The sequence below is a fragment of the Larkinella harenae genome (assembly GCF_054780515.1).
Genome location: NZ_BAAGWE010000015.1, coordinates 13982 through 39415, shown reverse-complemented (window position 1 = coordinate 39415; position 25434 = coordinate 13982). Strand labels below are relative to the sequence as shown.

Annotated in this window: 38 protein-coding genes; 12 read left to right on the top strand and 26 right to left on the bottom strand. The window is 52.3% G+C overall.

Annotated elements, in window-relative coordinates; all coding sequences use genetic code 11:
- Positions 1 to 77 precede the first annotated feature (77 nt).
- Both ACYVH9_RS29985 and ACYVH9_RS29980 read right to left on the bottom strand, forming a co-directional pair.
- On the bottom strand, positions 78 to 545 hold the full coding sequence (locus tag ACYVH9_RS29985) for a hypothetical protein (protein WP_460640143.1): 468 nt from the start codon (positions 543 to 545) through the stop codon (positions 78 to 80).
- Positions 542 to 808 carry a DUF6378 domain-containing protein gene (locus ACYVH9_RS29980; RefSeq protein WP_460640142.1) on the bottom strand — a complete coding sequence of 89 codons (267 nt, stop codon included), beginning with the start codon at positions 806 to 808 and terminating at the stop codon, positions 542 to 544. The genes ACYVH9_RS29985 and ACYVH9_RS29980 overlap by 4 nt, the downstream gene beginning before the upstream one ends.
- 62 nt (positions 809 to 870) lie before the next feature.
- Between ACYVH9_RS29980 and ACYVH9_RS29975 the strand changes: the two genes are divergently transcribed.
- The 12 genes from ACYVH9_RS29975 to ACYVH9_RS29920 all read left to right on the top strand — a co-directional run bounded on the left by ACYVH9_RS29975 (position 871) and on the right by ACYVH9_RS29920 (position 8049).
- Positions 871 to 1260 carry a DUF2958 domain-containing protein gene (locus ACYVH9_RS29975; protein WP_460640141.1) on the top strand — a complete coding sequence of 130 codons (390 nt, stop codon included), beginning with the start codon at positions 871 to 873 and terminating at the stop codon, positions 1258 to 1260.
- Positions 1257 to 1721 carry a DUF2958 domain-containing protein gene (locus ACYVH9_RS29970; protein WP_460640140.1) on the top strand — a complete coding sequence of 155 codons (465 nt, stop codon included), beginning with the start codon at positions 1257 to 1259 and terminating at the stop codon, positions 1719 to 1721. Before ACYVH9_RS29975 ends, ACYVH9_RS29970 begins: the two co-directional genes overlap by 4 nt.
- 152 nt (positions 1722 to 1873) lie before the next feature.
- Positions 1874 to 2566, top strand: coding sequence for an AAA family ATPase (locus ACYVH9_RS29965; protein ID WP_460640139.1), 693 nt, complete (start codon positions 1874 to 1876; stop codon positions 2564 to 2566).
- Positions 2511 to 2801: a hypothetical protein gene (locus ACYVH9_RS29960; RefSeq protein ID WP_460640196.1), complete on the top strand. Its 291-nt coding sequence runs from the start codon at positions 2511 to 2513 to the stop codon at positions 2799 to 2801. The genes ACYVH9_RS29965 and ACYVH9_RS29960 overlap by 56 nt, the downstream gene beginning before the upstream one ends.
- A gap of 116 nt (positions 2802 to 2917) precedes the next feature.
- Entirely contained in the window at positions 2918 to 3181 is a 264-nt protein-coding gene (locus tag ACYVH9_RS29955) for a hypothetical protein (RefSeq protein WP_460640138.1), read from the top strand.
- Positions 3182 to 3245: 64 nt separating this feature from the next.
- Positions 3246 to 4175: a replication protein RepA gene (locus ACYVH9_RS29950; protein ID WP_460640137.1), complete on the top strand. Its 930-nt coding sequence runs from the start codon at positions 3246 to 3248 to the stop codon at positions 4173 to 4175.
- 498 nt (positions 4176 to 4673) lie between these two features.
- Positions 4674 to 4925, top strand: a complete 252-nt coding sequence (locus tag ACYVH9_RS29945; protein ID WP_460640136.1) for a hypothetical protein — start codon at positions 4674 to 4676, stop codon at positions 4923 to 4925.
- Positions 4922 to 5104 (top strand): helix-turn-helix domain-containing protein, encoded by a 183-nt coding sequence (locus ACYVH9_RS29940; RefSeq protein WP_460640135.1) that lies wholly within the window; start codon positions 4922 to 4924, stop codon positions 5102 to 5104. Before ACYVH9_RS29945 ends, ACYVH9_RS29940 begins: the two co-directional genes overlap by 4 nt.
- Before the next feature lie 127 nt (positions 5105 to 5231).
- Positions 5232 to 5888: a hypothetical protein gene (locus ACYVH9_RS29935; RefSeq protein WP_460640134.1), complete on the top strand. Its 657-nt coding sequence runs from the start codon at positions 5232 to 5234 to the stop codon at positions 5886 to 5888.
- Positions 5889 to 5969: 81 nt separating this feature from the next.
- Positions 5970 to 6332 carry a plasmid mobilization protein gene (locus ACYVH9_RS29930; protein WP_460640133.1) on the top strand — a complete coding sequence of 121 codons (363 nt, stop codon included), beginning with the start codon at positions 5970 to 5972 and terminating at the stop codon, positions 6330 to 6332.
- The gene (locus tag ACYVH9_RS29925) at positions 6322 to 7011 is read left to right on the top strand and encodes a relaxase/mobilization nuclease domain-containing protein (protein ID WP_460640132.1); all 690 of its coding nucleotides are present in this window, start codon (positions 6322 to 6324) and stop codon (positions 7009 to 7011) included. The genes ACYVH9_RS29930 and ACYVH9_RS29925 overlap by 11 nt, the downstream gene beginning before the upstream one ends.
- Before the next feature lie 12 nt (positions 7012 to 7023).
- Entirely contained in the window at positions 7024 to 8049 is a 1026-nt protein-coding gene (locus tag ACYVH9_RS29920) for a hypothetical protein (RefSeq protein WP_460640131.1), read from the top strand.
- Here ACYVH9_RS29920 and ACYVH9_RS29915 read toward each other — a convergent pair.
- The 24 genes from ACYVH9_RS29915 to ACYVH9_RS29800 form a co-directional block, all read right to left on the bottom strand.
- Positions 8037 to 9779 carry a type IV secretory system conjugative DNA transfer family protein gene (locus tag ACYVH9_RS29915; protein WP_460640130.1) on the bottom strand — a complete coding sequence of 581 codons (1743 nt, stop codon included), beginning with the start codon at positions 9777 to 9779 and terminating at the stop codon, positions 8037 to 8039. The two genes, ACYVH9_RS29920 and ACYVH9_RS29915, sit on opposite strands and share 13 nt — an antisense overlap.
- Before the next feature lie 79 nt (positions 9780 to 9858).
- The gene (locus tag ACYVH9_RS29910; RefSeq protein WP_460640129.1) at positions 9859 to 10392 is read right to left on the bottom strand and encodes a hypothetical protein; all 534 of its coding nucleotides are present in this window, start codon (positions 10390 to 10392) and stop codon (positions 9859 to 9861) included.
- Positions 10393 to 10485: 93 nt separating this feature from the next.
- Complete coding sequence (locus ACYVH9_RS29905; RefSeq protein ID WP_460640128.1) at positions 10486 to 10662, bottom strand: hypothetical protein; 177 nt, start codon at positions 10660 to 10662, stop codon at positions 10486 to 10488.
- A 654-nt stretch (positions 10663 to 11316) separates the two neighbouring features.
- A complete protein-coding gene (locus ACYVH9_RS29900; RefSeq protein ID WP_460640127.1) occupies positions 11317 to 11463 on the bottom strand; it encodes a hypothetical protein in 147 nt (48 codons plus the stop codon).
- 652 nt (positions 11464 to 12115) lie between these two features.
- On the bottom strand, positions 12116 to 12262 hold the full coding sequence (locus ACYVH9_RS29895; RefSeq protein ID WP_460640126.1) for a hypothetical protein: 147 nt from the start codon (positions 12260 to 12262) through the stop codon (positions 12116 to 12118).
- Positions 12252 to 12644 (bottom strand): hypothetical protein, encoded by a 393-nt coding sequence (locus ACYVH9_RS29890; protein WP_460640125.1) that lies wholly within the window; start codon positions 12642 to 12644, stop codon positions 12252 to 12254. The genes ACYVH9_RS29895 and ACYVH9_RS29890 overlap by 11 nt, the downstream gene beginning before the upstream one ends.
- Positions 12623 to 13132, bottom strand: coding sequence for a lysozyme (locus ACYVH9_RS29885; protein ID WP_460640124.1), 510 nt, complete (start codon positions 13130 to 13132; stop codon positions 12623 to 12625). The genes ACYVH9_RS29890 and ACYVH9_RS29885 overlap by 22 nt, the downstream gene beginning before the upstream one ends.
- Positions 13101 to 13472, bottom strand: coding sequence for a hypothetical protein (locus ACYVH9_RS29880; RefSeq protein ID WP_460640123.1), 372 nt, complete (start codon positions 13470 to 13472; stop codon positions 13101 to 13103). Before ACYVH9_RS29880 ends, ACYVH9_RS29885 begins: the two co-directional genes overlap by 32 nt.
- A 60-nt stretch (positions 13473 to 13532) precedes the next feature.
- Positions 13533 to 13736: a hypothetical protein gene (locus tag ACYVH9_RS29875; protein ID WP_460640122.1), complete on the bottom strand. Its 204-nt coding sequence runs from the start codon at positions 13734 to 13736 to the stop codon at positions 13533 to 13535.
- On the bottom strand, positions 13733 to 14272 hold the full coding sequence (locus ACYVH9_RS29870; RefSeq protein WP_460640121.1) for a hypothetical protein: 540 nt from the start codon (positions 14270 to 14272) through the stop codon (positions 13733 to 13735). Before ACYVH9_RS29870 ends, ACYVH9_RS29875 begins: the two co-directional genes overlap by 4 nt.
- Positions 14273 to 14283: 11 nt before the next feature.
- A complete protein-coding gene (locus ACYVH9_RS29865) occupies positions 14284 to 14874 on the bottom strand; it encodes a hypothetical protein (RefSeq protein ID WP_460640120.1) in 591 nt (196 codons plus the stop codon).
- A gap of 23 nt (positions 14875 to 14897) precedes the next feature.
- The gene (locus ACYVH9_RS29860; RefSeq protein WP_460640119.1) at positions 14898 to 16130 is read right to left on the bottom strand and encodes a hypothetical protein; all 1233 of its coding nucleotides are present in this window, start codon (positions 16128 to 16130) and stop codon (positions 14898 to 14900) included.
- A gap of 2 nt (positions 16131 to 16132) precedes the next feature.
- Positions 16133 to 17038 carry a hyaluronate lyase N-terminal domain-containing protein gene (locus ACYVH9_RS29855; protein ID WP_460640118.1) on the bottom strand — a complete coding sequence of 302 codons (906 nt, stop codon included), beginning with the start codon at positions 17036 to 17038 and terminating at the stop codon, positions 16133 to 16135.
- Positions 17039 to 17047: 9 nt separating this feature from the next.
- Positions 17048 to 19132 carry a phage tail protein gene (locus ACYVH9_RS29850; RefSeq protein ID WP_460640117.1) on the bottom strand — a complete coding sequence of 695 codons (2085 nt, stop codon included), beginning with the start codon at positions 19130 to 19132 and terminating at the stop codon, positions 17048 to 17050.
- An 88-nt stretch (positions 19133 to 19220) separates the two neighbouring features.
- Positions 19221 to 19625, bottom strand: a complete 405-nt coding sequence (locus ACYVH9_RS29845; protein WP_460640116.1) for a DUF6950 family protein — start codon at positions 19623 to 19625, stop codon at positions 19221 to 19223.
- A complete protein-coding gene (locus ACYVH9_RS29840; protein WP_460640115.1) occupies positions 19619 to 20236 on the bottom strand; it encodes a hypothetical protein in 618 nt (205 codons plus the stop codon). The genes ACYVH9_RS29845 and ACYVH9_RS29840 overlap by 7 nt, the downstream gene beginning before the upstream one ends.
- Positions 20229 to 20801 carry a hypothetical protein gene (locus ACYVH9_RS29835; RefSeq protein WP_460640114.1) on the bottom strand — a complete coding sequence of 191 codons (573 nt, stop codon included), beginning with the start codon at positions 20799 to 20801 and terminating at the stop codon, positions 20229 to 20231. The genes ACYVH9_RS29840 and ACYVH9_RS29835 overlap by 8 nt, the downstream gene beginning before the upstream one ends.
- Positions 20802 to 20857: 56 nt before the next feature.
- Positions 20858 to 22558 carry a tape measure protein gene (locus tag ACYVH9_RS29830; protein WP_460640113.1) on the bottom strand — a complete coding sequence of 567 codons (1701 nt, stop codon included), beginning with the start codon at positions 22556 to 22558 and terminating at the stop codon, positions 20858 to 20860.
- A gap of 154 nt (positions 22559 to 22712) precedes the next feature.
- Positions 22713 to 22943, bottom strand: coding sequence for a phage tail assembly protein T (locus tag ACYVH9_RS29825; RefSeq protein ID WP_460640112.1), 231 nt, complete (start codon positions 22941 to 22943; stop codon positions 22713 to 22715).
- Between the two features lie 77 nt (positions 22944 to 23020).
- Positions 23021 to 23329 carry a hypothetical protein gene (locus tag ACYVH9_RS29820; protein WP_460640111.1) on the bottom strand — a complete coding sequence of 103 codons (309 nt, stop codon included), beginning with the start codon at positions 23327 to 23329 and terminating at the stop codon, positions 23021 to 23023.
- A 2-nt stretch (positions 23330 to 23331) separates the two neighbouring features.
- On the bottom strand, positions 23332 to 23808 hold the full coding sequence (locus ACYVH9_RS29815) for a phage tail tube protein (RefSeq protein ID WP_460640110.1): 477 nt from the start codon (positions 23806 to 23808) through the stop codon (positions 23332 to 23334).
- 62 nt (positions 23809 to 23870) lie between these two features.
- On the bottom strand, positions 23871 to 24236 hold the full coding sequence (locus ACYVH9_RS29810; protein WP_460640109.1) for a DUF3168 domain-containing protein: 366 nt from the start codon (positions 24234 to 24236) through the stop codon (positions 23871 to 23873).
- The gene (locus ACYVH9_RS29805; RefSeq protein ID WP_460640108.1) at positions 24236 to 24679 is read right to left on the bottom strand and encodes an HK97-gp10 family putative phage morphogenesis protein; all 444 of its coding nucleotides are present in this window, start codon (positions 24677 to 24679) and stop codon (positions 24236 to 24238) included. The genes ACYVH9_RS29810 and ACYVH9_RS29805 overlap by 1 nt, the downstream gene beginning before the upstream one ends.
- A gap of 6 nt (positions 24680 to 24685) precedes the next feature.
- Positions 24686 to 25429 carry a hypothetical protein gene (locus tag ACYVH9_RS29800; protein ID WP_460640107.1) on the bottom strand — a complete coding sequence of 248 codons (744 nt, stop codon included), beginning with the start codon at positions 25427 to 25429 and terminating at the stop codon, positions 24686 to 24688.
- Positions 25430 to 25434 lie beyond the last annotated feature (5 nt).

Here is a 25434-nt window from a genome sequence, read left to right as displayed (position 1 = left end):
TGATAACGCATGTTATGTTATTCGTATTTTCCAAGAATAAGACATTCTGTCAGCGTCGGAAAATCCAACGAACTTACTTACACAAACGCCGGTTGCTGAAATTCCATGAGCGCCAGCATCCCCTCGCTGATCTGAGGCATCAAGGCACCCGGCACCGTGTCCAGGACATTACCCCGGAACGCCGACAACTCCCGCTGATAGAAGGGATCGCCCAACAGATCGTACTTGCGCGCCAGGTATTCGACCTCGCCCATTTCCTCGGCACGGTGCAGATCGCGGTGATGGCGCGGGCAGAGCGGCATGACCTTCATCGTCTCGATGGCAAAGCTGATGGCCGTCACCGGCTGGCGGTTCATTTCCAGCCAGTCCCAGGTGGGCTTATACGCCATGTTGCTCAGACAGTCGCGTTTGCTGGTTGCGTCGATGTGGTGAAATTCGACCTTGCCGGGCTGCGGCACCAATCCCTCGTGTTTACAGGTCGCGCATTCGGCGTTTTCCTTGAAGGCTTTGTACCACTGTTTAATCAGCTGGGCATCGGTTCTCACTTCGCCTCCGCGCATTCAGCGCCACAGGCCGCATATCCGGCTAAATCTACATACGTATCCAGTTTTGACGGACACGCTTTCTGCCGGGCGATTTTCAGCAGGGCCATCATCATGGCGACCTGATCTGTTGTGATCGTCACGCCCAGATAAACCGACCAGAAACCAGCAATCAGACCGAACGTATCTTCCGGCTCACCGTAATGGCCGGTGCGTTCGGTGGTGACGGTTTGCTTGGCGAGGTCAAGGAGGTCGGCGCGGTTCATGCCCCTATCCTACCCCGGCATTATGGCTTGTCAACGCCGATCCGTCCGGTTATCCTTCCGGCATGTCCGAACTGACGCCCCGCCAGACCCAACAGCTGATCCAGAACGGCCGCCACCATGGCCAGGACCACATCCCGGTATACATGTTCGACATCTTTGCGGAAAACGGCTGTGACCTCTGCTGGATGCTCACCGAGCTAGACCCGTCCGATCCCGATTTGGGCTACGGCCTGTGCGACCTGGCGGACGGCCAGCCGCGCATGGGGCACGTTTCGCTTTCGACCATGGAAGCCGTGGCGCGTGCCCTGGGCAAGCCCGTAGTGACCGACCCGCTGTTTGATCCCTCCTACCCGATCAGCGTGTACGCCGAAGCGGCGCGCGTGGCCGGATTTATCACCACCAACCCCGACGACCTGGACAAGGCCGCGCGCCGGCTGAAAGGCCCCCAATGAAAAAGCGACCCCCACACCCCCTGCTGACACCGGACGATATTGCCCGCCTGACCGAAAACGGCCAGAACCGCACGATCATCCACACGCCGGTCTGTCGGCTTTTCACCACCCTTGGCTACAACCACCGGGGCAAGGAAATGCACAACGGCCAGTGGCTTTTAACCGAGATCAACCCGAATAAGCCGCACATGGCCTACGGCCTGTACGACGACGGCAAAGGCAATGTTTACATGGACGACATCAACCTGGACGAATTGGCTTTGCTGCGTTTCCTGAAAGACCGGTGCCCACTGGTCGAGCGCGATCCTGAATTCATCGGGCAGTATCCCATCACCATTTACGAAGAAGCCGCTTTGCGCGCCGGAAAGATCGTTACGGACGCCGACCGGCTGGTTCGGGCCGCCTATTCGCGGGATGAACGGCTGATTCTGAACAGTTTGCGTGGGATGCAGTTCGTATAAATACACCTATTTTTAGATCGGTTTTTCATTCTATTTGTGGTGCATTTTTGCATCACTTTTCGATGTAAAAACCGATCGATAAATAAATGAGCAAACGGTTCCATTTATCAATTGGCTTTTCATACCTTTAGCCGATTAAAAACCAGATCGAAATGATCATCTCTTTTAATTCGATTAAAGGCGGCGTCGGGAAATCGACGGTGGCCGCCAACCTGGCGTGCTGGCTGCACAGCAAAGGGTTCGACACGCTGCTGATCGACGGCGACGATCAGGAGACGCTATCGGACTTCACGGCCTGGCGCGAACAGACGCGCGGCGAGACCGGTTACACGCTGGTCAACCTCACAGGGATCAATCTGCGGAAACAGGTCGAAGCCATGCGGCCCAAATACGACCACATCATCATCGACGTAGGAGGGAGGGACACCACCAGCCAGCGCGCGGCCCTGACGGTCGCCGACGTGGCCATGATCCCGTTCGTGCCGCGCAGCTTTGATCTGTGGACGATCAACAAGGTCATTCCGCTGATCGAGGAAATCCAGGCGATCCGGGCGAACCCGCTGGCCGTGTACACGTTCCTGAGCCGGGCCGACATCCGCAGCGCCGACAACCGCGACGTGGCCGAGGCCCTGGCGGGCATGGATGCGGTAACCTATCTGCCGTATCCAATCAGCAACCGCAAGGCGTTCAGCAACGCGGCAGGGGTGGGTCTGGCTGTCTTTGAAGCCGAAGAACCCGACAAAAAGGCCGTGGCCGAAATCGAAGCATTATTTAACCATATCATTGGAAATGGCGACAACACTCCCGCCGCAGCGCAAGCGGCAACCGACCGAAGCGGAAATTGAAAGTGTGATCCTGAAAGGAGGGAGCACGATCCAGGAAGCGGCGCCCGATACGGACGACGCTGTAAAGCATTTTAACGTGCGTCTGACGGCCGGAACGCTCAAAACCATTGAAGGGTTACGAACGAAGCGTCCGCGTCGCCTGGGGAGCCGGAAACCGGGTATTTCGACCCATGAATGGATGATAGAGGCCGTGCTGGAAAAGATCGAGCGGGAAAAGCGGAAATATAAGGAATAGCTATTTTTAATATCCAATGATTTACCAAAAAATAAGTCTGATTGAATGGTCAGGGCAATTAGGATCATATTTTTATTAGATTTGAGGGAAACCAAAACCCTCTAATTTTTAAAAAAATGGAAGAAAATGAATTGGATTTAAACTCGATTCCTGTAAAAGAAGCTCCGGAAAATGTTGAACCGTATTTGTATAAAAATTATTGTAGACAAGATTTTTTATACGCAGACGGAGACTTCCTTTACGCAAATTGGGCTGCAACTCCTGATTACGCATGTCAGTTTATGCACTATCGGCGTATTAGAAGAAGTAGTGTAAGAAGAAGCAGATTTGTAAAACATTGTGACGGCACCTCAATTTTTGAATTTACACACGGTGATTAATAAAAATTAAAGAAGCTAAGCCCAGGTCTATCTGGGCTTAGCTTCAATATTGCCATCTATAATTATGGCCAAAAAGCAAGAACTTTCTCCAATCGCCAAGCGGCGCGGCAAACTAGTCTACGAAGCTTTTCAGGAGGAGCCGGACGACCGGGACATCCTGTTCCAATCATCGGTTATGGCACATTGCTATCTGCCCCGGCGTGAACCAGACCTAAAACCCAACGAAATCTGGCAGGCGGAAAGTGGTAAATTCTCGCTATATGTTATGCCAATGCCGGTACGCAATCCGGTAACCCATGAGCTGCAATATCTGGGCCTGCCGTATGGTGTAAAGGCCCGAATCATTCTGTCCACGCTGAACACGATTGCACTTAAAACCAAGAATCGTGTCATCGATATGCCGGCCAGCAGTGTGACGGATTTTAATAATTACATGGGCTTTAGTGAAAGTGGGAGCCAGGTCGCTGCCGTCCGCGATCAAATCAGCCGCCTGGCGTCTTGTGTCGTTCGGATGACCTATGATGGCGCAGAGGGCCAGCATAACATTAACTTACCGCTGGTTAGCGGTTTTACGCTATTTCCGGAGCGCCACCCGGATCAACTGCTTTTATGGCCCAGCCAGATCGAACTATCGGAGGCCTATTTCCACAATCTGATGGAACATGCCGTGCCGCTGGCTAAAAGCCACCTGACAGCCCTTTCCAACAACGCCACGGCTATCGACTGGTACACATTCCTTGCGCACCGTCTGCACCGCATTCAGCCCAACAAACCGCAATTTCTTGCCTGGCAAACTATTAAAGACCAATTTGGCGGTGATTATAGCCGTATGGTTGATTTTCGGGCCAATTTTAAAAAGGTGCACCGTTTAGTCAAAAGCTTGTACACGGATGCACGCATTGAGGAAAAGGGAACGCGCGGTTTATTATTGCATTTTAGTCAAACCCCTATACCTAAACGTCTAATAACCAGCGGTCTAGATAATAAAGTGTGACAAACTCGCAGTTTAGGTGGTTTTTCCTGAAAATGACTCCATAAGTAATTGATTATCAGATGTATTAAAATTGAAACTGTGACAAAATCGCAGCTACATACACGCAGTTATCCACAAACTTCCTAGTAAAAAGCTGGATTTCAAGGGTTATCCACTGCGATTTTGTCACCTCTATGAACTGCGATTTTGTCGTAAATGGGGCTGCGATTTTGTCACATAAACCAGTTAGTGTTAATAACTATTAATTAAAAAAAGAACCGATAAAAATAAGCGGTTTTTGTGCATAAGTGATTCTAATTTCAATAGTAATAAGCGGGGGATTTTAGCAAAACGACGGAAATGCTTAATATGAAATTATGATCCTATAAATATAACTAAATTTATTTTCATCATCTGGAATTTTTTAGCAAAAGAAAATTTGCGCGGCGAACTATTTTTCTAGTTGACCATTGGTCACATTCCTGATATGATTAGGGCATAGGGCAATGATGCCCGCCTATGATGGAGATAAAAATGTTGAGATTAGCTTACTTGAACGGTCACAAAACAACAGCTCGTAAAGCTGGCCGTCACTGGATGGTTGGTGGCGATTTTGTTAGTAAGGGTGCTAATGTTCAGATCGCAGCTTTGCACAAAGATTGGGCTAATGGCGGTGAGCGTTGGGCTTGGCATAAACTGAAAGGATGCTTTTTAGTTTTTGATGATTTCATGTCAAATGATCAAGTAGCAGAACAAGAGGCACTTTCATGACCCCTGCCCAATTCATTAAAATCCGAAAACAGGCTGGCCTTTCATTAGGCCAGCTTTCTCAGATCATCCGTGTCGATCCGCGCAGCATCCGCCGATACGAGGATGGCACCCGCGAAATATCCGGGCCGGTGTCAAAACTGATTGAGCTGATCCGGGACGGCATTCTTCGCGAAGATTGACCAAGCCTAAAGAATTTCCCTCTCGCGGAAATTCGCAGCCGACCGGGTCTGTGGCCGACCCGGAACCCCGGCTCAGCGGCTGGCCGCCGGGCCTGTTCAAGCAACCCGGACGCGGCTATTATCAGACATGGCCGACACTTTCCCCCTTCACAGTTATGACGACATCCGGGTGTATCAGCGCCGGAATGGCATTCTGGAATTTACCGAGGAAGCTCGCTATCTGGATTGGCGGGGCCTGAATATTGACCGGTGCATCCCATACGTTCGGACGGTGCGCTATATCCATGGGAAAGCAAAGCCGAGCGCCCTGGGCTTTCGCAACGAAGCCGGTGGCTGGGAGCTGCGCCGCAAAGCCGGTGACGACGAATGGCAGGGCGTGGCAGGCGCGCGTGACGTGTCGTTGCTGCCAGCCAAAGACCCCAGCGGCCAGCTATTGATTTTTGCACATTTTCCAGAATTACTAACGTACTTATCATGCCTGCCCGAGGCCGACCCGACGCGCCAACATTACCTGGTCCTGAACCATGACCACTTGACCGGCCGCGCCATTGAGGTGGCTCAGCGGCACGATGTGCGAAGCGTACAGGTCTGGACGCCGGGCTATGCCGCCAGCATGGACCTGATCGACGCGTTGGCCGACCAGTTGCCGGGGGCGGAGGTCGGAACGATGGAACACGCTTATCACGGGTATGGCAGCCTGATCGAATGGCGGGCGGCGCAGTTAAGACAACCGGGCGCGGCGCTGGGGCAGATGGCCAAGCCGGTTCCCGGATATAAACCATAATTCTGTTTGCAGGTTTTGTAGCTACATTGTATTTTGCAGAACCGCGATGCAAGATATATTTTGTAGCTACAAAACAGAACCATGGCCCGACCCACCAACCACCGATCTCTCACCGAACGCTTTCGGGTTAACCCGGATGAGCAGGCGCGCCTGGATGCAGACGCCGCCGAGGCGGGTCTCGACAAAAGCACATATTACCGCCACAGGCTGCTCTCTGATGCCCCGCTGACCACCGGCAAGGGTATGAGCCGCCCGGATCTGCGGCAATGCCTGGCGCTCAACACAGCCGCCCAGGTGATGGTCAGGAAGGCGCAGAAAGGCGAATACACTAAACAGACGCCCACCCAAATCCTGGAGGCTCTGACGGCCCAGGCTGAGATTTTATGGCAGGCCCTGTATCCCGCGAACCCGGAACCGGTAAATGACCAGCACCATGAACGTTAAAGGCCGATCTATCCGGGCGACGCCGGACACCCCCGGTGCGGTCACGCGCTATTTATTGCATAATACCAAGAACGAAAAAGCCATTTATCTAGGGGCGCAGGGTACTGCTTTCCCGGATGATCTGGAGCGTTCGGTGGCCCAGATGATGCTGGCCGGCGAGGACAGCAAAAGCGAAAAGCCGCTTTATTTCGGCATACTTAGTCCCGATCTGACGGTTGATAAAACACTCACCGCCGACGAGTGGGAACAGATGCGTTTAATCCAGGCCCGGCATCTTGGCTTGGAAAATCAGCCCTTCACCTGGGTGGAGCATCACAAACGAGCGCGCACCGGCGACATGCGCGTTCATCGTCATGTCATCTATCAACGGTTCGACCCGGATACTGGAAAAATGATAGGCGATGAATTTGACAGACGCCGAAACGCTGATGCGCGGGCCGAGATCGAGATTACCCTGGGCCACCAGCGGACGTTTCAGCGCTGGACCCTGGAGGAGATCAAAGAACGGGAGTTAAAGCAGCAGCGGCAGATCGAACAACAGAAAGCTTTGGAAAAACAGCAGCAAGAACGTGCCGCCTTGGAATTTTTATTAAATTCCAAGGATGTAACCACGAGCGAATCCTATGAGCGTTTAAAGCAGAAATATGCGCAGGAAAAAGATCGCGGTATCAGCTATTAAATTTCAGGGGATATGGATGACTTTGAGCGTTTAATTCATGATTTAGAGTCTCGAAAGGCCCGCGATCAGGCTAAGCGAAATGCCTGGTATGTTAAGGCCGTCGATGATCTAAAGAGTGAAATCGAGCGCGACAAACATGATTTAATGTCGCGCGGGATCGGTTATCAGGAGCTTTATCGGCAGAAACTGTCAGACATCGAAAGGCAGCGCGAGGAAAAAAAGATAGCCGATGAAGCGCGTCACCGGCAGATCGACCAAGACATTATTGACGAAAAAACAACGAAAGTCTGGATTGAGGCCGATCAGGAAAAACGATACGTGAAGGCCAAGAAGGTTTGGGATCATGTGGTGCAAGATGCCCTTGAGAGGACCGGTGAACCCCCGAGTAAGGGCATTCTCGCTGAGATGAAGAAAGAATACGGCCCCGAGATTTATCAGCAGCTTGTCGAGGATACCAGGAAGGGCATCGAAGATCGCGAAAAAAGGGAGCAGCAACTAGATCAGGAACGATCAGTAAGATATGCGGATTATCAAAAAAAACAGGCCGAACTAAAGATTCAAAAAGAACGTGAAGAAGCCGAACGACTGGAGCGGCAAAAAAAGGAAAAAACCCAGTCCCGAAAACGCCGGTTTGGATGGAACGCCGAGCAGATTGAAAATACCGACTGGCAAGACCGGCACAAATCGCATGAGCAGCGTTACGACGACGTGCGGCGAAAGATGGAACGCGACGAGATTGAGCGCCTTAAGCAAAAGAAGATCAATCCCGTCGATCAGTCCTATGAGAAGATGCAGCAACAAATTCTCGATGAGCAGGAGCGGCAACGTATCCTGCATAAACAGAAGTATGATCGCATCTTCGAGGAGGGGCAGCGGCGTAAACAGCAGCGGGAAAAAGAGGCCGCTGAGCGTGAGCAACAGCGGCAATTCCTTGAGCAGCTTCTGGGCCGCAACCCTTCCCCGGTTGAAACGACCGAGGATCGCTATAATCAGCTTATCCAGAAATACAAAGACCGCAACAATGGTCACGAATGGTGAGCCGGGTTCCGGTCGTAACGGCCCTTGAAAAACTGGTTATTGAAATAATAAACTTTTTTCATTTTCATCACGTTAGGCACACCCCGGACAAATAGGTAATGATGGTCGTAATTGTTCTGGAACTCATTCGGCGCGACCACTGGCTTGTTGAAAACCTGCTCGTTTTTGTTTTTGCCGACCTCCACCACCTTGTATTCGGTGCCGGTCATATCCGATAACATCTTGGCCGCTTCGGGGTCTTTTACTTCCAGCGCGTTGATAATGGCCGCCGATCCGAAAAAGCTTTTATTGGAGCCGGGATATATTTTCTTGAGCTGTTGCAATCCCTGAATGGAGATGTGATAGGTGATACCGAATGAGCGCATGGTGACGATCCCGTTTTCCACCTCTTTCACATATCCCAACTGGACAAATTCATCAAGCATAACCAGAATGCGCCGGTCCCGGTTTTTCCGGGCCTCCACCATGCGGTACATGACCGAATTGATCGCCCGTATCCATCCGGCATAATCTTCCAGTTCAGTAAACGGAACGTTCAAGAATATAGCTGTGGGTTTTTCCAGCAAATCATGCAGGCTGAAATCGGAATCCTGGACGATGGCCCGCATTTGCGGGTTGACAAACGCCTGGAGGGCTTTCTCGGCCTCGGCATAGACGCCAGACAATTCCTTTTCACCGCCCATATCAAAGGCCGTCCGGAAAGCCGCCGCTTCGGATGCCACAATTCCATTGTAAGCATTGGATTTCATCATCTGATCGAGCAATTCTGTCCGCTTGCTTCCTTCCAGCATGATCGAATCGTACAGCTTTACGAAATTCATATCCGAATCGTACACGTATAGATTATACAGCATGTACAGGTTTAAAAGCCGCTGGGATCGCTTGGAAAAGTGAGCACCCACATCACTCCGATCAGTAGAGGGAGACAGGGCGCGCGCCACGGTCTGGCAGAACGCAAACACGTCCGGACTGTCCCACCGCGTCATGTCGAACAGGTTGAAATGAAACGTACCGACCCCGTGCATGTTGGTGGGGTTGAGTAAATAGGTCTGATACCCGGCTTGCTCCATGGCGCGGTTGCAGACGGCAAAGTTCTCTCCCTTCGGGTCCAGGCAAAAAACGCTGGTTCCGGTGGCCAGAAAGCGTGGGGAGATGAAATTCGGAATAATCAGGGCAGCGTTTTTTCCCGAACCAGATTCGCCGACCGTCAGGATATGGCCATCGCCCCACCAGTGACAATCCATGGCAGCGATATAGAAACCGTTCTGGCTGGATACTTTGTTTAAATCGTCTATTGTGGACCGTTGCTTTCCGCCCAATTGCCGCGAGATTTGTTCCGATCTTCGCGCTGTATCGTCAAATGCTCCGCTTATATGGTGGCCTTTGCCAATGCGAACGATGAAATACCAAAAAATATAAATTGTTGCCAGGACCGCAATAGTAGAGAACCACGGGCTTTTAAACAGATAAACACTGGGGTCTATGTGGCGATAATAGCCTGTGGAATTGGGATCGTAGGCTTTTTCCGCTTCCTGGGCATTTCTGTAATGACCGTAAAAATACGCGGCGAAATAAAATAAGGTGAAGATACCACCCGCCAGACCTAAAAAGAATAAATAAACTTTCCCTTTTGCGCCAAATAAGTCAAAAAACGATTCCTTGCCCGGCTCGACAGAATCATCATCATTCCGGGCCTTAATGATTAAGGTGCTTAACCATTCAGGAACCATGTTTTTTCTATCGGCTTCAAATACATAAAGCAGTATAAAGAGAAGCGGCACGCACAGTAGAAATATCCCAAGCATACTCTTATTTTTTAGACTGGTTTGACGATATAAACACATCCCCTTCTGGCGAGGGTTTTTTCGGGATGTTCTTCGTGGGTATGTTCATGGCTTTGATTCTGGACGTGCCCATGGAGCGATACACCTTGTAGAAAAACCATATGCCTGTGATGGTGGCCGCCCATCCGAAAGCAACGGGGTCTGATTTATGTTCACGTCCAGGAAGAAAATAGCTTTCATAAACAAGCGATGTGACAAAAAACGACACGCAGTAGATCAGAGCACCGGTTGACATGAATTTGAAGAAAACGCGCATCTTTCCCTTTAGTGTTTCTTCGTTTTTATCCTTTTTCCCGATGCTGTTCAGCAAGTTCGCCGACGACATAAATAAGACGATGAAAATGGCAATAGCCCATTTCCAATCCGGTCCGTTTGGACCTTTATTAAGCCCCAATATCACCAGAAAAAATAGTGCAGCAAACCAACAGACAGGGATTAGAACGATGCAAATAATCACATACCGAGCGATAGATAGCTCTTTTTTTGGGACAGGTTTCATAAGAAAAAGGGCAAATTGGAGCTAACAATTGTTTATTGGAAAAAGGGGCGCCAGCTTGACTGGCACTCCCTTTTTACCGGTTTTTCATTGAGGTTACTTATCGTGCTCGTCCTTGTCGTAGCGCTTCCAATCGCCGCCACCCACCGGTTTGACGAAATTTGGATCCTCCTTATGGACCAAGAGGTCCTGCGTGTCGTCTTTCTTGTAGACGTCCTTGTCGTTGTAGGATGGTTTGCGGCCGTCTTCTAACATTTTTTCGTACTCACTCATGGCTTTGGAGTTTTGGGATGTTTAGCTTTAGATATGATGAGATGAAGGTGCGGGAGGGGAAGGCACGCCTTTTGACAGGATTCGCTTGCGGAAAATCTGATCAAATAGGGTCCAACATCGTGCGGGAAAACGCAGATAAAAATCTACGAATGACACCCTAGGCTATCGCTAGAAAAAAAGGAAATTATTTTTGCAGGATCGCGGGAAAGAAAGACCTCAGGAGAATGCGAGGCATGGAGCGCCAACAAGGAGACCGGCGGTGCTTACACCGTCAATTTCAAGCCCTTGTCTCATATGTCCTTTGAATAGAAGCATATTTGCGCTGAGTGAATTGAGACCGAAAGGAAATAAAAATTTTAAATATCAGTCAAGTTTTTCGTGAAATTTTTTTGGTAAGTCACAGCTTAAGAATGAGCATTAATACCGCATGAAGTGGAAGTTCATGCCACGGCTCAGTACTTTTGAGTTTTTTGAAGCTTTGCGATGTTTTTTAAAACGGGTTGGACGTGAGCATCTTAGCTTGTATAAAACCAGAAAAATATCCCTCCTGCGCCGCAAAAAATATCTATTATTTGAAAAAAAGGTGCATCTTTGTAAAAAAGAAGTGAGCCACCTAACTGGCATTAGATGACTCACTATCAGTTACATAGCCGCTTATAGGCTATACCTGGCTGTTCCAGTGAAGCGGATAATGTCCCATCCAAAACGGATGGCATTGACGAACGAACTGATGAGCTGCACTTTAGCAGCATCGGGCAGACGACCTAGTCGCCGAAGCCATTTTTTGATTTTCTTTGACATTTTTTTTACACAATTAATTTTAAACGGCTTCCGGAATCCTGGGGCCGTTTTTCGTTTTACCCCGGAAATCCTGGGGCTGAAACAAAAGTATGATTTTTTCCGTAGCTTTATATCAGTTTAGCCAAAAATTATCGCCGAAAATAAATTGAGAGGATGGCAGGAAGCAAAATACTATCGTTGGTATCAAAACGAAATATCTGTCAAGTATCCGGTTTCCGTTTTGTCAAAATGTTTAAATTGAAAAAGTTTCAATTTAAATTCAAAGTTTATATTTAAATTGAAGCGTGTAAATTGTTGATTTGCAAAGTATTGTAAAAATTGATGTGTAATTATTAATAATGTTTGCAAGCATTTAGGCTGTGTGTCAACCGTGTTGAAATCGTGTTGAAATCGTGATGAAATCTTTGTGAATCAGGTTATACTGGATAATTCCTGTTTTGATTTCTTCTTTGTTATTCAAATAAATTGCAATAATAATTATTATTAAATGCAAAATAAATGCAGTATTTATGCACAATTAATACATAATTACCACATTATTTTATCTTCATAACTATCTAATTTACAGGCTGTTCAAGGAACCAGCGGCTTTGAGTTCGAGGGGACCACAGATACCCATGGTAAGCGCTTGGAACCCAGAATGATACCCTGATCACTGACCGGTTTTGTCCAGGTATTCGATCGCTGCATCCTGCGATTTTAAGCAAATCGTCAGATTGACGCCGTTGTGCGTGGCGGCCTCATGCAGATCGGCCATTTTCTGCCCCTCGTACAGCGGCATAGCCGGCTCAGCGCGCATCCGCACGATTGGGGGAGCTTTTGCTGGCGCTCGCTGCACCACGGATGGCTTCATTGTAGAGCTGCACCCCGTCAGCAGGAATGACAGCAGCATAAGCAGCTTTAGCCCGTTCATCGCGTAACCTCTTTTTAAAATCAGCATCCATGTTTCGTCGGATTATTTCTTCCCGTTCGGCCATTTTTCGGGTGTGGATTTCATCCGAGGCAGCCTGTTCGGCAAGGCGCTGGGTTTCAGCTGCCTTATCTTTCGCAGCATCCGCCAACGCCCATTCTATACGCACCGCTTTTTCCCGTCGATCGCCGCCGATGTCGTAGATGCGGTAGAGGAGAAAAATCGTAATCCCTATAGCCAGGGCTATTATCAATTTAATTCGAACAGACATAGATCCCTCTCGGCAACGCGTCGTTTAACGATACCATAGCAACTGCTGGAACGGATACGGCAGTCTTTACCCCCCACGTAGACCCAGCGCATAAATTCGTTGCAGGCGCCGCGCCGGTCTCCCGCGTTGATTTTACGGAGCATCGTCGAACTGCGAAACTTGCCAATCCCAACATTGAAAACAAAAGAAGTGTAAGCCGCCAGCTCAGCATCGGAGACCGGTACCGTTATTGCCCCTGCTGCCTGGCGCACCGCTTGTCCGACATCGCTTTTAAAAAAATCTTCGCATTGTTGTGGGGTAGCCAGCATGCCGGGCTTTACTCCGTTTGTATGCCCGCGACAGATCGTCCAGACCTTCGCCCCATCCTGGTAGGCCTTTGCCGAATATCCCTCCCAGGGTGCGATAAATGCCATGGACAGCGCGATGACGCCCAACACGCCACCGCCCATCACTACCTTACGGGTCGGGTGGGGAGATGGATTGTTCATAGCGTTTCTCTTCCTTGCCGATCACAAACTTGTAGAATTCGATAATGGTGTTAAAATTGAGAACCAGGGCCATGATACCGGAAAAAATAAACGACCAGGTCATAATACTGCCCTTGAAAAAGCTGGTTCGCTCTGTGTCTTTCTTCTCAATGGCCGCAATTCGTGCTACGGCTGCTGAATGATCCGATTTGAGGTTGCTTACATCTTTGCTCAGATCGTCAATCTTAAATTCAACGTTTGCCAGCGCTCTTTCTGCGGTCTTTTGGTGGGCCCGGATTTCCTTCACATCGTTGCTGGTATCAGCGGCCAGTTGAAGAACGCCACCCATGGTGCGATTCATCTCGAAGAGTTGCTGACCTACATTGATTTCCGCTGAATTTGCTTTTTCCGGTGCCACAACTTAATTCCTATCCTTATTCGATAGAAGCATCTTGCCCAGTTCCTCGTGATCCTGCAAGCCGCGTTGACTGATTTCCAGAAGCTGCTGCCTGTACAAGCGGTTTTCTTCGCGTTTTTTGTCGATCCATGGCATCAGGTAATGCAACGCAATAGCCCCGAACAGATTCAGAAAGCTCGTCAGCCAAATGGTTTGAATGATCGTCATGCGACTGCCGTAATCTCGCGGGCTTCAAGCGCTGGCGCGACTTTGGTGTTGATGTAGGTGATGATCTCCGATACACGATCAATCAACCCGCTGCCAGCCACCGACAATCCGAGCACGGTTAACGAAAGGCCTGTCATGGAACCTGTCAGACGCCCCATGTAAGGGCGCTTGTTGGCGCGCCAGGATTCAAGCTCGGTCAATCGTCCCTCTGTTCCGGTGATGCGGTTTTCCGTATTCGTGATCCGGTTTGCCAGGGAAGACGTCACCGACAGGTTGGCTTTTTGCGCCAGGCTGGCGGTCATGGTGGCAGCAAAGTTGGCGTCATTGCCCAGGGCATCAGAAAGCTCTTTCAACGTATCAAGCGTGGCCGGCGCCGCATTCAACAGATCCGTGAAACGCTGGTCCACATACGTCTTATCCGCTTTTCCGTTGACTTGCGCTTGCAGGGCTGCGGGCGCAGCAGGATTGGTCTCCAGATTAATAATCCGATCTTCCAGCGAAGCGAAATACGATCCTGGCATGTTTTGAACAGTCATTTCCAATCTCCTTACAAGCTGTTGAGGTACGTATCGAAATCGTCAAAAGCGTCAGCAATACTTTCATACGGGCTGGAAGCATGCAGTTGCAAGACATAACTTTCACTCGAAAAAACCTTCTGGGTTTCAATCCCTCCCAGATTCACCAACCCCTGAAAATCGGCCAGTTTTGCTTTGGCAAAGGTGCCATCGGGCTGCTTCCAGTCCAGCTCGATGTCTTGATTATGTGATTGCAGGAAGCTGATCAGGGAAACGATCAATGCGTGTTCGTGGGTGGTATTGTTGGCTTGAATGCCGTTGTACGACACTGTGCTGGCAATTTTGGTGTTTCTGTATTGGACCAGCTGGTCTTTCAAAAACGCGGTAAATGATAGCTGATTCACTTCCCATTGATTCGATGTTGCGTTCCAGATCGTATGAAATTCTGATTGACGCATCGGTCTAACGGTAATGCCACTGGTAGCGATGTCGCCCCAGTCCGGGCTATCCTCAAACATGGTGTATGACTGTGAATCAGTCGTATAAAGCTCAATTAAGGTCTGGTTTTCATTCAGCCACACCGCCCATTCCACATCCAGATCACCAATCGCATAACCCGTCATTATTCACTCCTTTTGCCTATCTGTTATTCCAACCCGTACACGCGGACGACACCAGAGATATTACCGCTGGACGCATAAATCTGCAATGCGTTTACATTGCCGGTAAAGTTGTAACCCGCCAAATGCACCGAGGCTGATACGGTTCCATTGGCCATTTTGAACCCCCTGCCGAAGAACGTGCAAAGGTTGTTGTAAGCTGAAAAATAAATCCGGCCATGGAAACCACTGTTGTTAGCCATGGCCCCCAGCAGGAAAAAGTTTGCGGCGGCATCGGCGCCGCCCTGGGTGGAAGCCGTTGGCGACGAAGAACCCTGGGCACTGTAATAGCCCGTTCCCGCCAGCCAATTCGTCCCGTTGTTAATGGATATTTTGGCAAGCAGGTTAACATTATTGGTGATAGGAACAACCGAGACAAACTCCAGCATGTACTTGGTGTATGCGTTAGTAATGACCCCGGTAATATTAAGCACCGACTGGTTCGTTGCAGAGAAAGAACCCAGAAACTTGCCCAGCGGGTTTTGGTTCACATCGGCATAAGCGCCCGCTTCATTGAGGAATTTGGCGGCACTTCCACCCGACTGAAGGTTTACCCCATTGACGGTGGTGGAAGTCAACCCACCGCCACTCAAAGGGGCTTTTTCGCTCCCCACTTCGGCGATTGCGGCCTGAACAGTCGTGGCCGAAATCGTTCCGCCGGGTGTAAAGCCAATATCGCCGGCATCCAGGACAACGTTCCCCGTCTCACCATTGACGCTGTTAACCGCGCCGGTCCCCGGTGGTCCCTGATCCCCTTGATCGCCCTTATCCCCTTTTTCGCCTTTATCCCCCGCAACCCGGATAATCCAGTCGGTGAATGTGCCCGAACCGGTAATCCCCTGGATCGTAATATCCAGATCCCCCGTCTCCGTATCGTAATCGGTTACGATCCCCGTCATACGTCGGCCGGTGGGGTTGGCATCTGACACGATCAACAGCGACCGGCCGGTTTCAAACGATTTTCCGGCCTGGGTCACGAAAGACTTGGCGCCCAGTCCAATCGTGTTGCTGGTTGCGGATGTGCCCTGCAAGGTGTTGGCAATGGTCGATGGCACCATCGTATTGGTGGGGATGTCATCGGGCCCCAGCCCCACATCAAGTGCAGCGGCCGATCCCACAAAAACAATGGTATTATTTCCCGCCCGGTTGGCAGCAAGCTGGTCCGTGGTTTGAACCGCGCCACCCGGCGTAAACTGAGAGATTTTTAAATCACCAGCCATGATCAGCTCCGGTATTCCGTAAGAATGATGATTCCGTTTGAACCCACGCCATTTTGGAAAGTTTGGGAATTCGACGCCCCACCGCCCCCGTATCCAGTGGCATTGATGTTGATGGCGTTATCCCCCGACCAACCCATGAATGAATTTCCGCCCCGAGCGGGGATATTTATATCCCCTCCCGTCGCAGTGCCATCATTTTTGCAAGATATTCCCTTAAAGGATGCGGTAACAGATGTCCAATTCGGAAGAGGCAACACAACATTTTCACTTGCCGATAAATCGGAAGCCTGATAGGTCTTTTTTGCATACCCTCCACCACTGCCTTGATTGACAAGTTGCACACGATTTGCATTTTGTCCTGGAGCCTGAACCTCAACGACCAGACTGACCAGGTTTGCCGGTTTAGTCCAGGTGCCGTTGCTGGTGAAGACCGTCGTGACCACGCCACTGGCGCCGCCGCCGACACCGCCCTGCATCACCCAGACCGAGCCATTGAAAATCAGCGTATAATAATTGCCGGTAACGATCTCCCCGCCGCTGAGGTTGGCCAGGCTGGTACCGGTGAATTTTTGGATGGTTTCCGCTCCCAATCCATTCACATCGAGGCTGGCTGACCCGGTGTTATCCGCAGAGGCTTTAATGCGGACCGTCGTTCCATCGTTCAGTTCGGATAAGGCCGGACTTAAGGTAAGCGTTAAGGCATTGGCGGCACCGACTGCGACCCCGGTGTTCAAGCGGCCATGCTGAATATCGGTGGCGGACGCCTGATGCCAGCCCCCCTGTTTGACGCCATCGCCCACCCGCAGCCGGTCATTGGTCTGGTCGTAGACCACCTCGCCATCGGCGGGCGTCATGCTGTCGATTTGGGCGGCCGTGCCGCGGCGGATTTTCGTTTGTGTCGCTACCATGATAACTCCCTATACCACATATCCCCAGTCCTCGAAAGCAGAAACCGTATCATCGACCGATCCCCGGTCTACAAAAACGGATGCTGTTTCGCTCACCAGACCGTAATCCAGCGTTTCCGTTACCCCGCCCGACGATCCCACAACGGCGCCATAGAGGTAATTCCAGGCCGATCGAACGCCCAGGTTATTCATGGCCCGCACCCGAATGTCGTAGGGCACGTTGACGGTCGATGTAAAGGCGTCCGTCGAGGTCAGGCGCCCCTGCACCAAAAACGAAGGAAGCCAGTCGGTGTCAGCCGATTTCTTGAACTGGATTTCGATACTCCCATGCTCCCGAACAAAGGCATCGGGATGCTGATTCCAGCTGATGACCATCGAATAAACTATATCCCCCTCGACGGTACCCGCCTGGCGGCTGGAATAGCTGAGACCGGTGACGCCCCCGACCAAAAAGGGATTGGGCAGGTTGCTGTTGGGTGCCGGGTCATACGTGATGGCCTCGCCGCTTTCCCAGTTATAAATGGCTTCGGCCGTCTCCCGCAGCGATAAGCGGCAAATCAAGCCGCCATTGTTGGTATCAAAGCCGAACTGCGTGATCTCAAATTCCTTCCCCGCCCATCCCAGCCGGGCAATGTCCAGTTCGACCGTATCCCCCGGCTGGAGCTGGATGGCTTTCATGGAAAAGTCGGCACTGAACACAATGTCCTGCCGGCCCCGAAACAGCTCAATCTTGGCAATGCGCTGGGCCGTGGTCGGACGGTTGGTAAACGGCAGGTTAATGTCTTTGGGGGCTTCCAGGCCATTATCCTGCGTGACAAATTCCCCATACACCGTCGCCGGATAGTCGGACGGCTGGAAATTGTTCAGCGAGCTGATAAACAGCCCTTTCACCACGTTAAAGGACTCCGACATGCTCAGGGCATTCTTGAAAGCCATGCCCGATCCCCGGATGTCGCCGATGCCCAGGCTCATGAACGGCGCCCGGTAAGCCCCCGCCAGCAGCGTCCAGAACCCGCCGACATTGACCGCGCGGCCGGCCATCGAATTGACCAGGTTGTTGGTGTTTTCGGCCAGGACGGTTTCCGTGTCGATCACCCCGGAACCGTGGTAACGCGGTTCACCGGTCTTGCGGATCGTGAGCGTCCCGCTGCCGGCTGAGGTGATGTCAATGGCGGTTTTGTCCAGGGCGTTTTCCAGTGACGTGGCCAGCAAAATCCGGGGCGTATCCTTGATCTGATACGGGATCACGTAATAGGAAACACCGGTTGCCAGGCCGCCGGGCGCCGTTCCGCCGCTGACCAGTAATTCGACGCGGTCCCCGAACTGAAAACGCAGCAAATCGCCGTTCAACGTGATGCGGTTCGTGACGGCATCAATGCTTTTGATCGGCGCATCTTCGGCCTGGGTGGTGACAATTTCGTCACAGATGCTGGCCTGGGCGGCGACATTGACCATATCAATATCATCGTCGAGCACCCCGTAGCCATACTCCCCGTCCCGCAGGTAATCGGTCGCCATCAGGGCCACGTTGGTGGTAAACCGGTTGCCGCCAATCCGGGGATCGTACAGCTCCTGCCCTTCGACTAGGGCCGTGACGTTGGGCACGCCATTGGGGTACACGTCCTGGCTTTTTTTCAGGATCAGATACAGATAGGCAATCCCCTGCAAACGGTGATCGCTGGTCCAGCCCGGAATATTGGTCACGGCCAGCGCATCCGCCGTCTGGGACACGCTGCCGGTGTGCTTGCGAATGGTCAGAAAGTCCTTGTAGCGCCCTTGCGTCACTTTGCCGTCCGCATCCAGCCAGTCGGACGGAATGGCGTAATCATCCATCCAGATCTCATTGATCGACCGGATCGGGCCATCGCACAGGATCAGGATCTGGTGCAGGTTGCCGTTGACATCGGTGGCTTCCATGTGCGCAAAACCGCGCGCCACGCGCATGTGGCCATACACCCGGATGCGGGTCAGGTCGGACTGGCGGACCGCGACGTTCTGGGTTTGCACCCCGTAGGAGACGTTTTGCTTCTTGGGCTTGGGCGTCAGTGCGTAGGACAGGCCACCCAGCACCATCGAGCCGGCAAAGGTCGCCAAACTGAATCCAACCGATAAAACACCCCCGACCAGGGTCGTGCCGGCAACAACAGCAGATAAGGCGGCGCCAGCGATGACAGGTGGCATCTCAATAACTCCATATGCGCCAGGCGGCGCTCAATGGAACCCGGATCAGGCCATTTTTGGTGACCAGGGCAATCCGGTTTCCGCTGTCGTCCACCAACCCCCCGGTGATGTCCGGCATCTTGACAATGACTACATCGCCCCGGCGCGCCTGCATGGATTGCCGGTGGCCCGGTCCCAGCACCGCGCTGATGATGCCAATAACGCCACCGTGGACATCCAGTTTCTCCTGGGCGGTTTCTTCCGTGTCGTAACCGATGAAGGGGGTGAAAAAATCTTCGCCGGTGATGGCTTCCACGCCTTTGGCGACAAAGTTCATGCAATCGTTCACGCCCCACTGGAACGGCATTTTCATCCGTTCCCTGAGGTATTGGCTGTAGAGCATCGGCCAGTTATCGCGTCTCACCATACGATTGATTTGTCCTGCAACTGGTTAATGAAATCAAGTCCTTTATCACCGGGAAAACGCTTTTTCTGATCTTCGGGCGTGTAACGGCCCACTTTGGCGCGCTGGCCGATGATCAGGGCATTTTCAACCGACATCCGGATATCAGCGGTTTGGCCGTTGTCGGTGAACTCAATGACATCCATTAAACCGGAGAAGATGCGGTACGGCGAGTCAATCAACTGGTTTTCCAACAGCACCACGCCGCCATCCTCGGTCAGCACCACCCCAGGTTCCTGTTCGGTGGCCACGCGCCGTGTGCTGGAAACAGAAGCCAGGAACAGCCGAAATGGCCGGCCCCGGCTGCGCTCGTTCAGCGACAGCGAAATCAGGCTGGAGGGAATGCCGTTGAGCGACAGGGTAATGCCTTTGGCCTGTAGATCCTGGGTTTCGTTGACGGGGGAAATGCCGATGAAGTTGCCGCCGCCCAGAAATTGCCTGTCACCCCAGGTGAGCGTTCCGATCCCGGTCCACATGCCGATAAAACCGGAATCAAAGTAAAACTCACCCAACAGGGCCGGCGCGACGGTCGGCCCCGAAAACTCATCAATCATGTCCTGGGTGATGTTACGCATTGGAACCGACGACCTCCACGGCAGTGAACCCCAGGCGGTATACCTTTCCGGTATCGACGGCCCAGGAAAAGGAATTATCGGTCTTCATAAAGAGGCCTACGGGGTTGTGAAAGATCACGGCGCTGTTGTCCGCCGGGGCATACCGCAGTTCCGGTGCAATGATCAAAGAGGTGCGGCCCGCGCTGTCGGTGTCGGCATCTTCGAGCACCATGTGCAGGCGGGCCGTAAAACCGGCGCCCACTTGCAGGTAATCGCCTTTTTTGAGAATCCCCGAGACGTTGGGCGTCAGGTTTTTGACGTTCAAAACGCGGCCCTGCTGGTAATTGCCATCCACGGCGCCGGGGCCGGAAACAGACCCCTGGGGCAGCTTGGCCGACGGATCACCCATCAGAAAGCGGCCAAAGCTGCCCCGCAACGCCAGGTTGAACGCGATCCACTCGGAGGCGAGTGCCCGGCTCATGATTGAAGGCAACCGAAACTCGATCGACCACATCTCCCCCGGCCACAGAAAATCCTGGGTTTCGAACGTAAACGGGCTTTGCGTGCTTGATACGGCCGTTGTCATCGTCATCACCACGCTGGCGGCGCAGCCATCGGGCAGGGTCACTAGCGGCGGTGTGGTCACAGTTCACCTCTCATCTGGGCCTCGGATACGCGCTGTTCGACTCTACCCGGCCCCGCCGAAAGCAGCAAGGCCTGCTCAATCCGGCGCACCGCCCCCTGATCGGCGCCGCGTGCATCAATGTAATACGTGTTACCGCCCGATCCCTGCATTTTTCCGGGGGGCACGATGGTCATGCCGTTGCGACCTCCATAAATCAGTTCGGCTTCGCGCTCGCCGGCAATGCCCCACTGGCCCGGCTGTAAAAACCCACCCTCGGCGAATTTTGGTAGCGAAAGGCTACCCAGGCTCAGGCTAGGCAAGCTGCTCGACACTTTTCCGAAAAGGTTGCCCAGCGGATTCTCCGCTTTCCCGAATAATGTGCTCAGGATTTTGGAAGCGGCGGCTTCGGCGGCCATCCGGCGCAGGACGTTAACAAAGCCCAGCACCATCCCATCCAGTCCTTTTTCGAACGGCTCAAACAGGAAATCGGCCAGCGTATCCTGAGCGTTTTCGGCCGCCCGTTTGGTGGCCGCTTCGACATCGAACGCCCAGATGTTCGCTTTTTCGGTCGCTTTATCGTATTCCGCATCCAGGTTGGACAAAGCGGTGTAATACTGTTCCTGTGAAATACGCCCTTTATCGACCAGGGTGGCCAGTTCGCCCATCGCTTCGTTGTAACGAAGTGTTTCCTGCGTCAGACCTGTGATATACGTCTCATTGCGCTGATAAAGGCCATCGAGTTCTTTCTGTGCCTTAAGTGCCGCTTTTACGGCTTTGTCATCCACTGCCGGAGGGAGGTCGGGACGTTTAGGTCTTGGCGTCGGCTTGGGTGCATTTTGCGCCTTATTCAGTTGCTGTTCTTCGTCCAGCAACATTCCAATCCGGTCAATCTGATCCTGGATGTCCTTCGCGCGCTCTTTGTATTTCGACGTATCAAAGCCCAGCAATTCAAAACCACTGGCATATTTGGAAACGGCATTCTGGTAAAATTCTAAAAGTGCTACCGTTAAACCGACAACGGTAGTTTTGAGCGATAAGCCGTTCTCATTCGCCCGGTCGATGGCCTCCGACATACCTTCCAGTCCGGAAGCGATCAAGCCGGTAGCCCGTGTAATATCTTCACTGTTTCCAATGAACGACAACAGGGAGTTGTTTAATTGCGTAAACGATTTTCCGACCGTGGTGCTGACCCGGCTTGCATCGGCTTCAATGGAATCAGATGCCTTAAAAATAGCGTCGGATACAAATTGGAAAGAAAGCTCTCCATCTTTCGCCATTTGCCTCAGGCTTTTTCCGTAGCGTGCGGCTTCGTCTCGTAAAATTTCATAGAACCTGGGGTTCTGATCAGAGAATGTCTGTAGTTCCTGCCCAATCGCTTTAAAATCACTGGATGCTGCTTGACCGAACTGTTGCAAAAACGTTGCCGCGCCAGCCGCATTGGTTTTAGATATTAACAGGGTTTTCGAAAGCAGATCCGTAAATCGAATCAGGTCTGTATGCGCTTTTTGACTATCTGTGAGACTGGTGTTTAAGCGTGCATAGGCATCAATCGTGTCTTCCAACGGCTGCCGGTTTTGCTGGGAAATTGCAAACAGCTCACGCTGGCTTTGCTCCAATTGAGCCGAGGAATCGACCACTAGGCTGAGCCGGCTTTCGAGCTGCCGATAACTGTCAGAGTATTGAATGATTTTTTGCGTGGAGAACGCGGCCGCAGCCAAACCGGCCAGACGCTGAAAGCTTTGGTTTAAGGAGTTGGTGGCGACACTATTTAGTGACCTGTTCCAGCTTCCAGTGGCATTCTGAACGGAACGCGAGGCGCCGCGCAAACCCGCATCAAATTTGCTGGTGCCGACAAGCAGATCAACAAAAATGCTACCCAGACTGCTTGCCAATGTTCACTCCACCAAATTCCGCGATCAGGTCTTCGATCGTCGCTTCTTTTTCCTCTTGGCCCCAGGGCATATAATCCTTCATGGTTGCCTTTCCGCCATGCACCCGGTTAAGGATCATCGCGATCAAAGCAGCCGGACGGTCAAATTTCCGAACATCGTGCATGGGGCCGTATTTGTCACGATAGGCACACCATACCGCATATTCAGTCATCGGCATACGCGCCTGGAGTTCCGAAATTGTTCCGCCGAGCGATAGCGCCAGTTCGCACCAGAATTCGTCGGCGGCCGTTAGTTTTTTCGCTCACCGCCCAGCGATTGGACCTCAATCACCGCTTCAAAAATCGGCTCAGCAACTTCTTTTTTCAGCCGCAGCACTTCCGGGTAGGTAAAGCGATTGCCATCTTTGTCGGTAACAGACTGCACGACCATATGAACCAGGGGTTCTTCGTTTTTAGCCCTCGCAGCGGCATAGATGCTGTGAACCTGCATAAAGCCAAGCTCGTTGACATATAACGTCAACTCTTTTTCGCCGGATTTTACCACCACCTGTTTTTGGCCGGATACGTAAGAATCTTTTGCCAGTTCTTTGATCGACATGTTTAGGCTTTCTTAAACAAATCAGGGAAACCAGACAGCTGAACCGCTACGTTCGCCGTCACCAGGGCATTCAGCGCCAGATCCTGCGGCACGTTGGCAATGTAGGTATCGTGAAACACCAGGTAGCTGCGCGTCGGTGGTAGATCGAACATCCCGTTGGTATCAACGGTTGGAACCGCCGTACCGTCGCTGTACCCCAGGGCCATCTCGAATTTCGTGCCGGCTTTCCACAGTTCATAAATCCGGACGTGGCTTTCGTCAGCGGGGTCAAAATTGATCGTGAAGGTCATCTGACCCGGCGTTGCCAGACCGGCTTCATACGTGCGGGCGGGGCTATCCAGACAGGTCGTTTCCAACTGTTCGCGGGTGGCTTCAATTCCATTGACGGCCGTTACACAACCGATGGTCAGCACGTCGGGGCCGCCAACGGCATCCGGGTCAATAAGATAGAGATGGGTTCCCTGTGTTTTCAGTGCCATGTAGCCGCCCTTTCCTTTCAAGGTCAAATGCGGCTACAGCATACCGCCAACCGAAATCACTGTCAACGCGTTGTGTAAAAATCGAACTCCAAACGAAGCCGGTACGACTTGGTTTGCGGGTCTCTTTCCATATTGGAAATGGATGTCATGTGACCGATCGGTTCGAGGGCATTGCGGATCGCAACGGCCGATTGCTGGCAGCTTTCCGAGGTTTTAGCCCACACATCGACCTGCGTGCCCAGGCGATCCAGGTCCGGCACCTGGTCCATGTAATTTTCAGGAACGCCATTGAAAACGCCATAGGTAGCGTAGGGATAGGCGACGTTTTGCGGCGCTTCGCCCCAGGGAAAAACGCGCAGCGGATTTAACCCCAACAAGGCCGTGACCGGCGGGCTGGCCAGCAGAACGGGAAATAATTTAGGGATCATCATGTACCTCTCTTGGCATCTTCCACCGCATCATCCAGGTAACGCGACGATTCCTGGACCAAAACCGACAAGACCTGCGAGGCGCTTTGATCGGCCGCCGGGCGCAGCCAGGGCCGGGGTGGCTGGTTTTCTTTTCCAAATTCCAGCACCGATCCATATAAGCCGATCCGGGCACCGTTTTTAGCCGTCCCCCGGCCAATGGCCACGCGCACGCCCAAAGCGGTTCGGGTTTGTTTTCGGGCGCGAATGACCAGTTTCGAGGCCAGCAAACCGGTGGCTTCGTCCGAGGTCACCGACCGGACATTGTCCGACGCCCGTTTTTTGACCACTTCGGCACCGGCGCGTAAGCCCTTGCGCAAGGCCCGGTTTCGGATCGTGCGGGGCAGCTTTTGCATCGCCTTTAAAAGGGCTTTGTTATTGGCATCGGATGCTTTAAATTCCATACCCGATCATACCATACTCAGCAGGCCCGACAAAGCCTTTCCGCTGCGAATTTCGTCGATGTCCCATTGTTTCCAAGCCAGCGCGTGCGCCCATGGCCGGCGATCCGGACAAAACTCCTCCCCAATCGCGTGACCGGTTACCGGCCAGGCCATGGCGCCCTCGTCAAACGTCAGCGTCGGAATGCCGTGCAGCACCGCATCGACCGCCGAATTGCTGTTGTAAGCAATCACCAGGGCGGCACCGGCCAAATCCTCTTCCATGCTTCGGTGCGAGGTCTGAACATGCAACGGTTGTTGGTTCAGGCCCTTTTTCGTTAGATCCGGGTGTTGCCGAAAAACAACAGGTAACTGATAAAATTCGGCGGCTCGCTGGGCTGTTTCCACGTACCACGGCATCAGATCGCGGCCAGCCAGGCTTTGGTCATGGGGAACCTGTCCCATCAACAGGATGTATTTGCCATGCCCCGGTGGCGCCCATTCCTTCATCTCTGCCATGGACCGAAAACGTTCGCCGCCATCGTCTGCATACAGAGGGAACACCGCACGGCCGTTTAGCCCATTCCAGCCCAGGGAGGTGTACCGAAACCGGTCGCCCAGGTAGCCGCGTTCCATGACCAGCACATGATGGCCCTTTTCCCGCAGGATCTTCCCGGTGCGCCAGCCCCAGCACGCCACATGCTCGGTCTTGACGTGGGTTTCGCTGTACGATCCCACAGCCGCAATTCCGAGCGTTTTCAAGCCGTCCAGCATCGCTT

Coding starts and splice junctions, on each gene's coding strand:
- ACYVH9_RS29980 (WP_460640142.1), bottom strand. CDS start 808: ATGAACCGCGCCGACCTCCTTGACCTCGCCAAGCAAACCGTCACCACC.
- ACYVH9_RS29975 (WP_460640141.1), top strand. CDS start 871: ATGTCCGAACTGACGCCCCGCCAGACCCAACAGCTGATCCAGAACGGC.
- ACYVH9_RS29970 (WP_460640140.1), top strand. CDS start 1,257: ATGAAAAAGCGACCCCCACACCCCCTGCTGACACCGGACGATATTGCC.
- ACYVH9_RS29965 (WP_460640139.1), top strand. CDS start 1,874: ATGATCATCTCTTTTAATTCGATTAAAGGCGGCGTCGGGAAATCGACG.
- ACYVH9_RS29960 (WP_460640196.1), top strand. CDS start 2,511: ATGGCGACAACACTCCCGCCGCAGCGCAAGCGGCAACCGACCGAAGCG.
- ACYVH9_RS29955 (WP_460640138.1), top strand. CDS start 2,918: ATGGAAGAAAATGAATTGGATTTAAACTCGATTCCTGTAAAAGAAGCT.
- ACYVH9_RS29950 (WP_460640137.1), top strand. CDS start 3,246: ATGGCCAAAAAGCAAGAACTTTCTCCAATCGCCAAGCGGCGCGGCAAA.
- ACYVH9_RS29945 (WP_460640136.1), top strand. CDS start 4,674: ATGATGGAGATAAAAATGTTGAGATTAGCTTACTTGAACGGTCACAAA.
- ACYVH9_RS29940 (WP_460640135.1), top strand. CDS start 4,922: ATGACCCCTGCCCAATTCATTAAAATCCGAAAACAGGCTGGCCTTTCA.
- ACYVH9_RS29935 (WP_460640134.1), top strand. CDS start 5,232: ATGGCCGACACTTTCCCCCTTCACAGTTATGACGACATCCGGGTGTAT.
- ACYVH9_RS29930 (WP_460640133.1), top strand. CDS start 5,970: ATGGCCCGACCCACCAACCACCGATCTCTCACCGAACGCTTTCGGGTT.
- ACYVH9_RS29925 (WP_460640132.1), top strand. CDS start 6,322: ATGAACGTTAAAGGCCGATCTATCCGGGCGACGCCGGACACCCCCGGT.
- ACYVH9_RS29920 (WP_460640131.1), top strand. CDS start 7,024: ATGGATGACTTTGAGCGTTTAATTCATGATTTAGAGTCTCGAAAGGCC.
- ACYVH9_RS29915 (WP_460640130.1), bottom strand. CDS start 9,779: ATGGTTCCTGAATGGTTAAGCACCTTAATCATTAAGGCCCGGAATGAT.
- ACYVH9_RS29910 (WP_460640129.1), bottom strand. CDS start 10,392: ATGAAACCTGTCCCAAAAAAAGAGCTATCTATCGCTCGGTATGTGATT.
- ACYVH9_RS29905 (WP_460640128.1), bottom strand. CDS start 10,662: ATGAGTGAGTACGAAAAAATGTTAGAAGACGGCCGCAAACCATCCTAC.
- ACYVH9_RS29900 (WP_460640127.1), bottom strand. CDS start 11,463: ATGTCAAAGAAAATCAAAAAATGGCTTCGGCGACTAGGTCGTCTGCCC.
- ACYVH9_RS29895 (WP_460640126.1), bottom strand. CDS start 12,262: ATGCGCGCTGAGCCGGCTATGCCGCTGTACGAGGGGCAGAAAATGGCC.
- ACYVH9_RS29890 (WP_460640125.1), bottom strand. CDS start 12,644: ATGTCTGTTCGAATTAAATTGATAATAGCCCTGGCTATAGGGATTACG.
- ACYVH9_RS29885 (WP_460640124.1), bottom strand. CDS start 13,132: ATGAACAATCCATCTCCCCACCCGACCCGTAAGGTAGTGATGGGCGGT.
- ACYVH9_RS29880 (WP_460640123.1), bottom strand. CDS start 13,472: ATGAATCGCACCATGGGTGGCGTTCTTCAACTGGCCGCTGATACCAGC.
- ACYVH9_RS29875 (WP_460640122.1), bottom strand. CDS start 13,736: ATGACGATCATTCAAACCATTTGGCTGACGAGCTTTCTGAATCTGTTC.
- ACYVH9_RS29870 (WP_460640121.1), bottom strand. CDS start 14,272: ATGACTGTTCAAAACATGCCAGGATCGTATTTCGCTTCGCTGGAAGAT.
- ACYVH9_RS29865 (WP_460640120.1), bottom strand. CDS start 14,874: ATGACGGGTTATGCGATTGGTGATCTGGATGTGGAATGGGCGGTGTGG.
- ACYVH9_RS29860 (WP_460640119.1), bottom strand. CDS start 16,130: ATGGCTGGTGATTTAAAAATCTCTCAGTTTACGCCGGGTGGCGCGGTT.
- ACYVH9_RS29855 (WP_460640118.1), bottom strand. CDS start 17,038: ATGGTAGCGACACAAACGAAAATCCGCCGCGGCACGGCCGCCCAAATC.
- ACYVH9_RS29845 (WP_460640116.1), bottom strand. CDS start 19,625: ATGGTGAGACGCGATAACTGGCCGATGCTCTACAGCCAATACCTCAGG.
- ACYVH9_RS29840 (WP_460640115.1), bottom strand. CDS start 20,236: ATGCGTAACATCACCCAGGACATGATTGATGAGTTTTCGGGGCCGACC.
- ACYVH9_RS29835 (WP_460640114.1), bottom strand. CDS start 20,801: ATGACAACGGCCGTATCAAGCACGCAAAGCCCGTTTACGTTCGAAACC.
- ACYVH9_RS29825 (WP_460640112.1), bottom strand. CDS start 22,943: ATGACTGAATATGCGGTATGGTGTGCCTATCGTGACAAATACGGCCCC.
- ACYVH9_RS29820 (WP_460640111.1), bottom strand. CDS start 23,329: ATGTCGATCAAAGAACTGGCAAAAGATTCTTACGTATCCGGCCAAAAA.
- ACYVH9_RS29815 (WP_460640110.1), bottom strand. CDS start 23,808: ATGGCACTGAAAACACAGGGAACCCATCTCTATCTTATTGACCCGGAT.
- ACYVH9_RS29810 (WP_460640109.1), bottom strand. CDS start 24,236: ATGATCCCTAAATTATTTCCCGTTCTGCTGGCCAGCCCGCCGGTCACG.
- ACYVH9_RS29805 (WP_460640108.1), bottom strand. CDS start 24,679: ATGGAATTTAAAGCATCCGATGCCAATAACAAAGCCCTTTTAAAGGCG.
- ACYVH9_RS29800 (WP_460640107.1), bottom strand. CDS start 25,429: ATGCTGGACGGCTTGAAAACGCTCGGAATTGCGGCTGTGGGATCGTAC.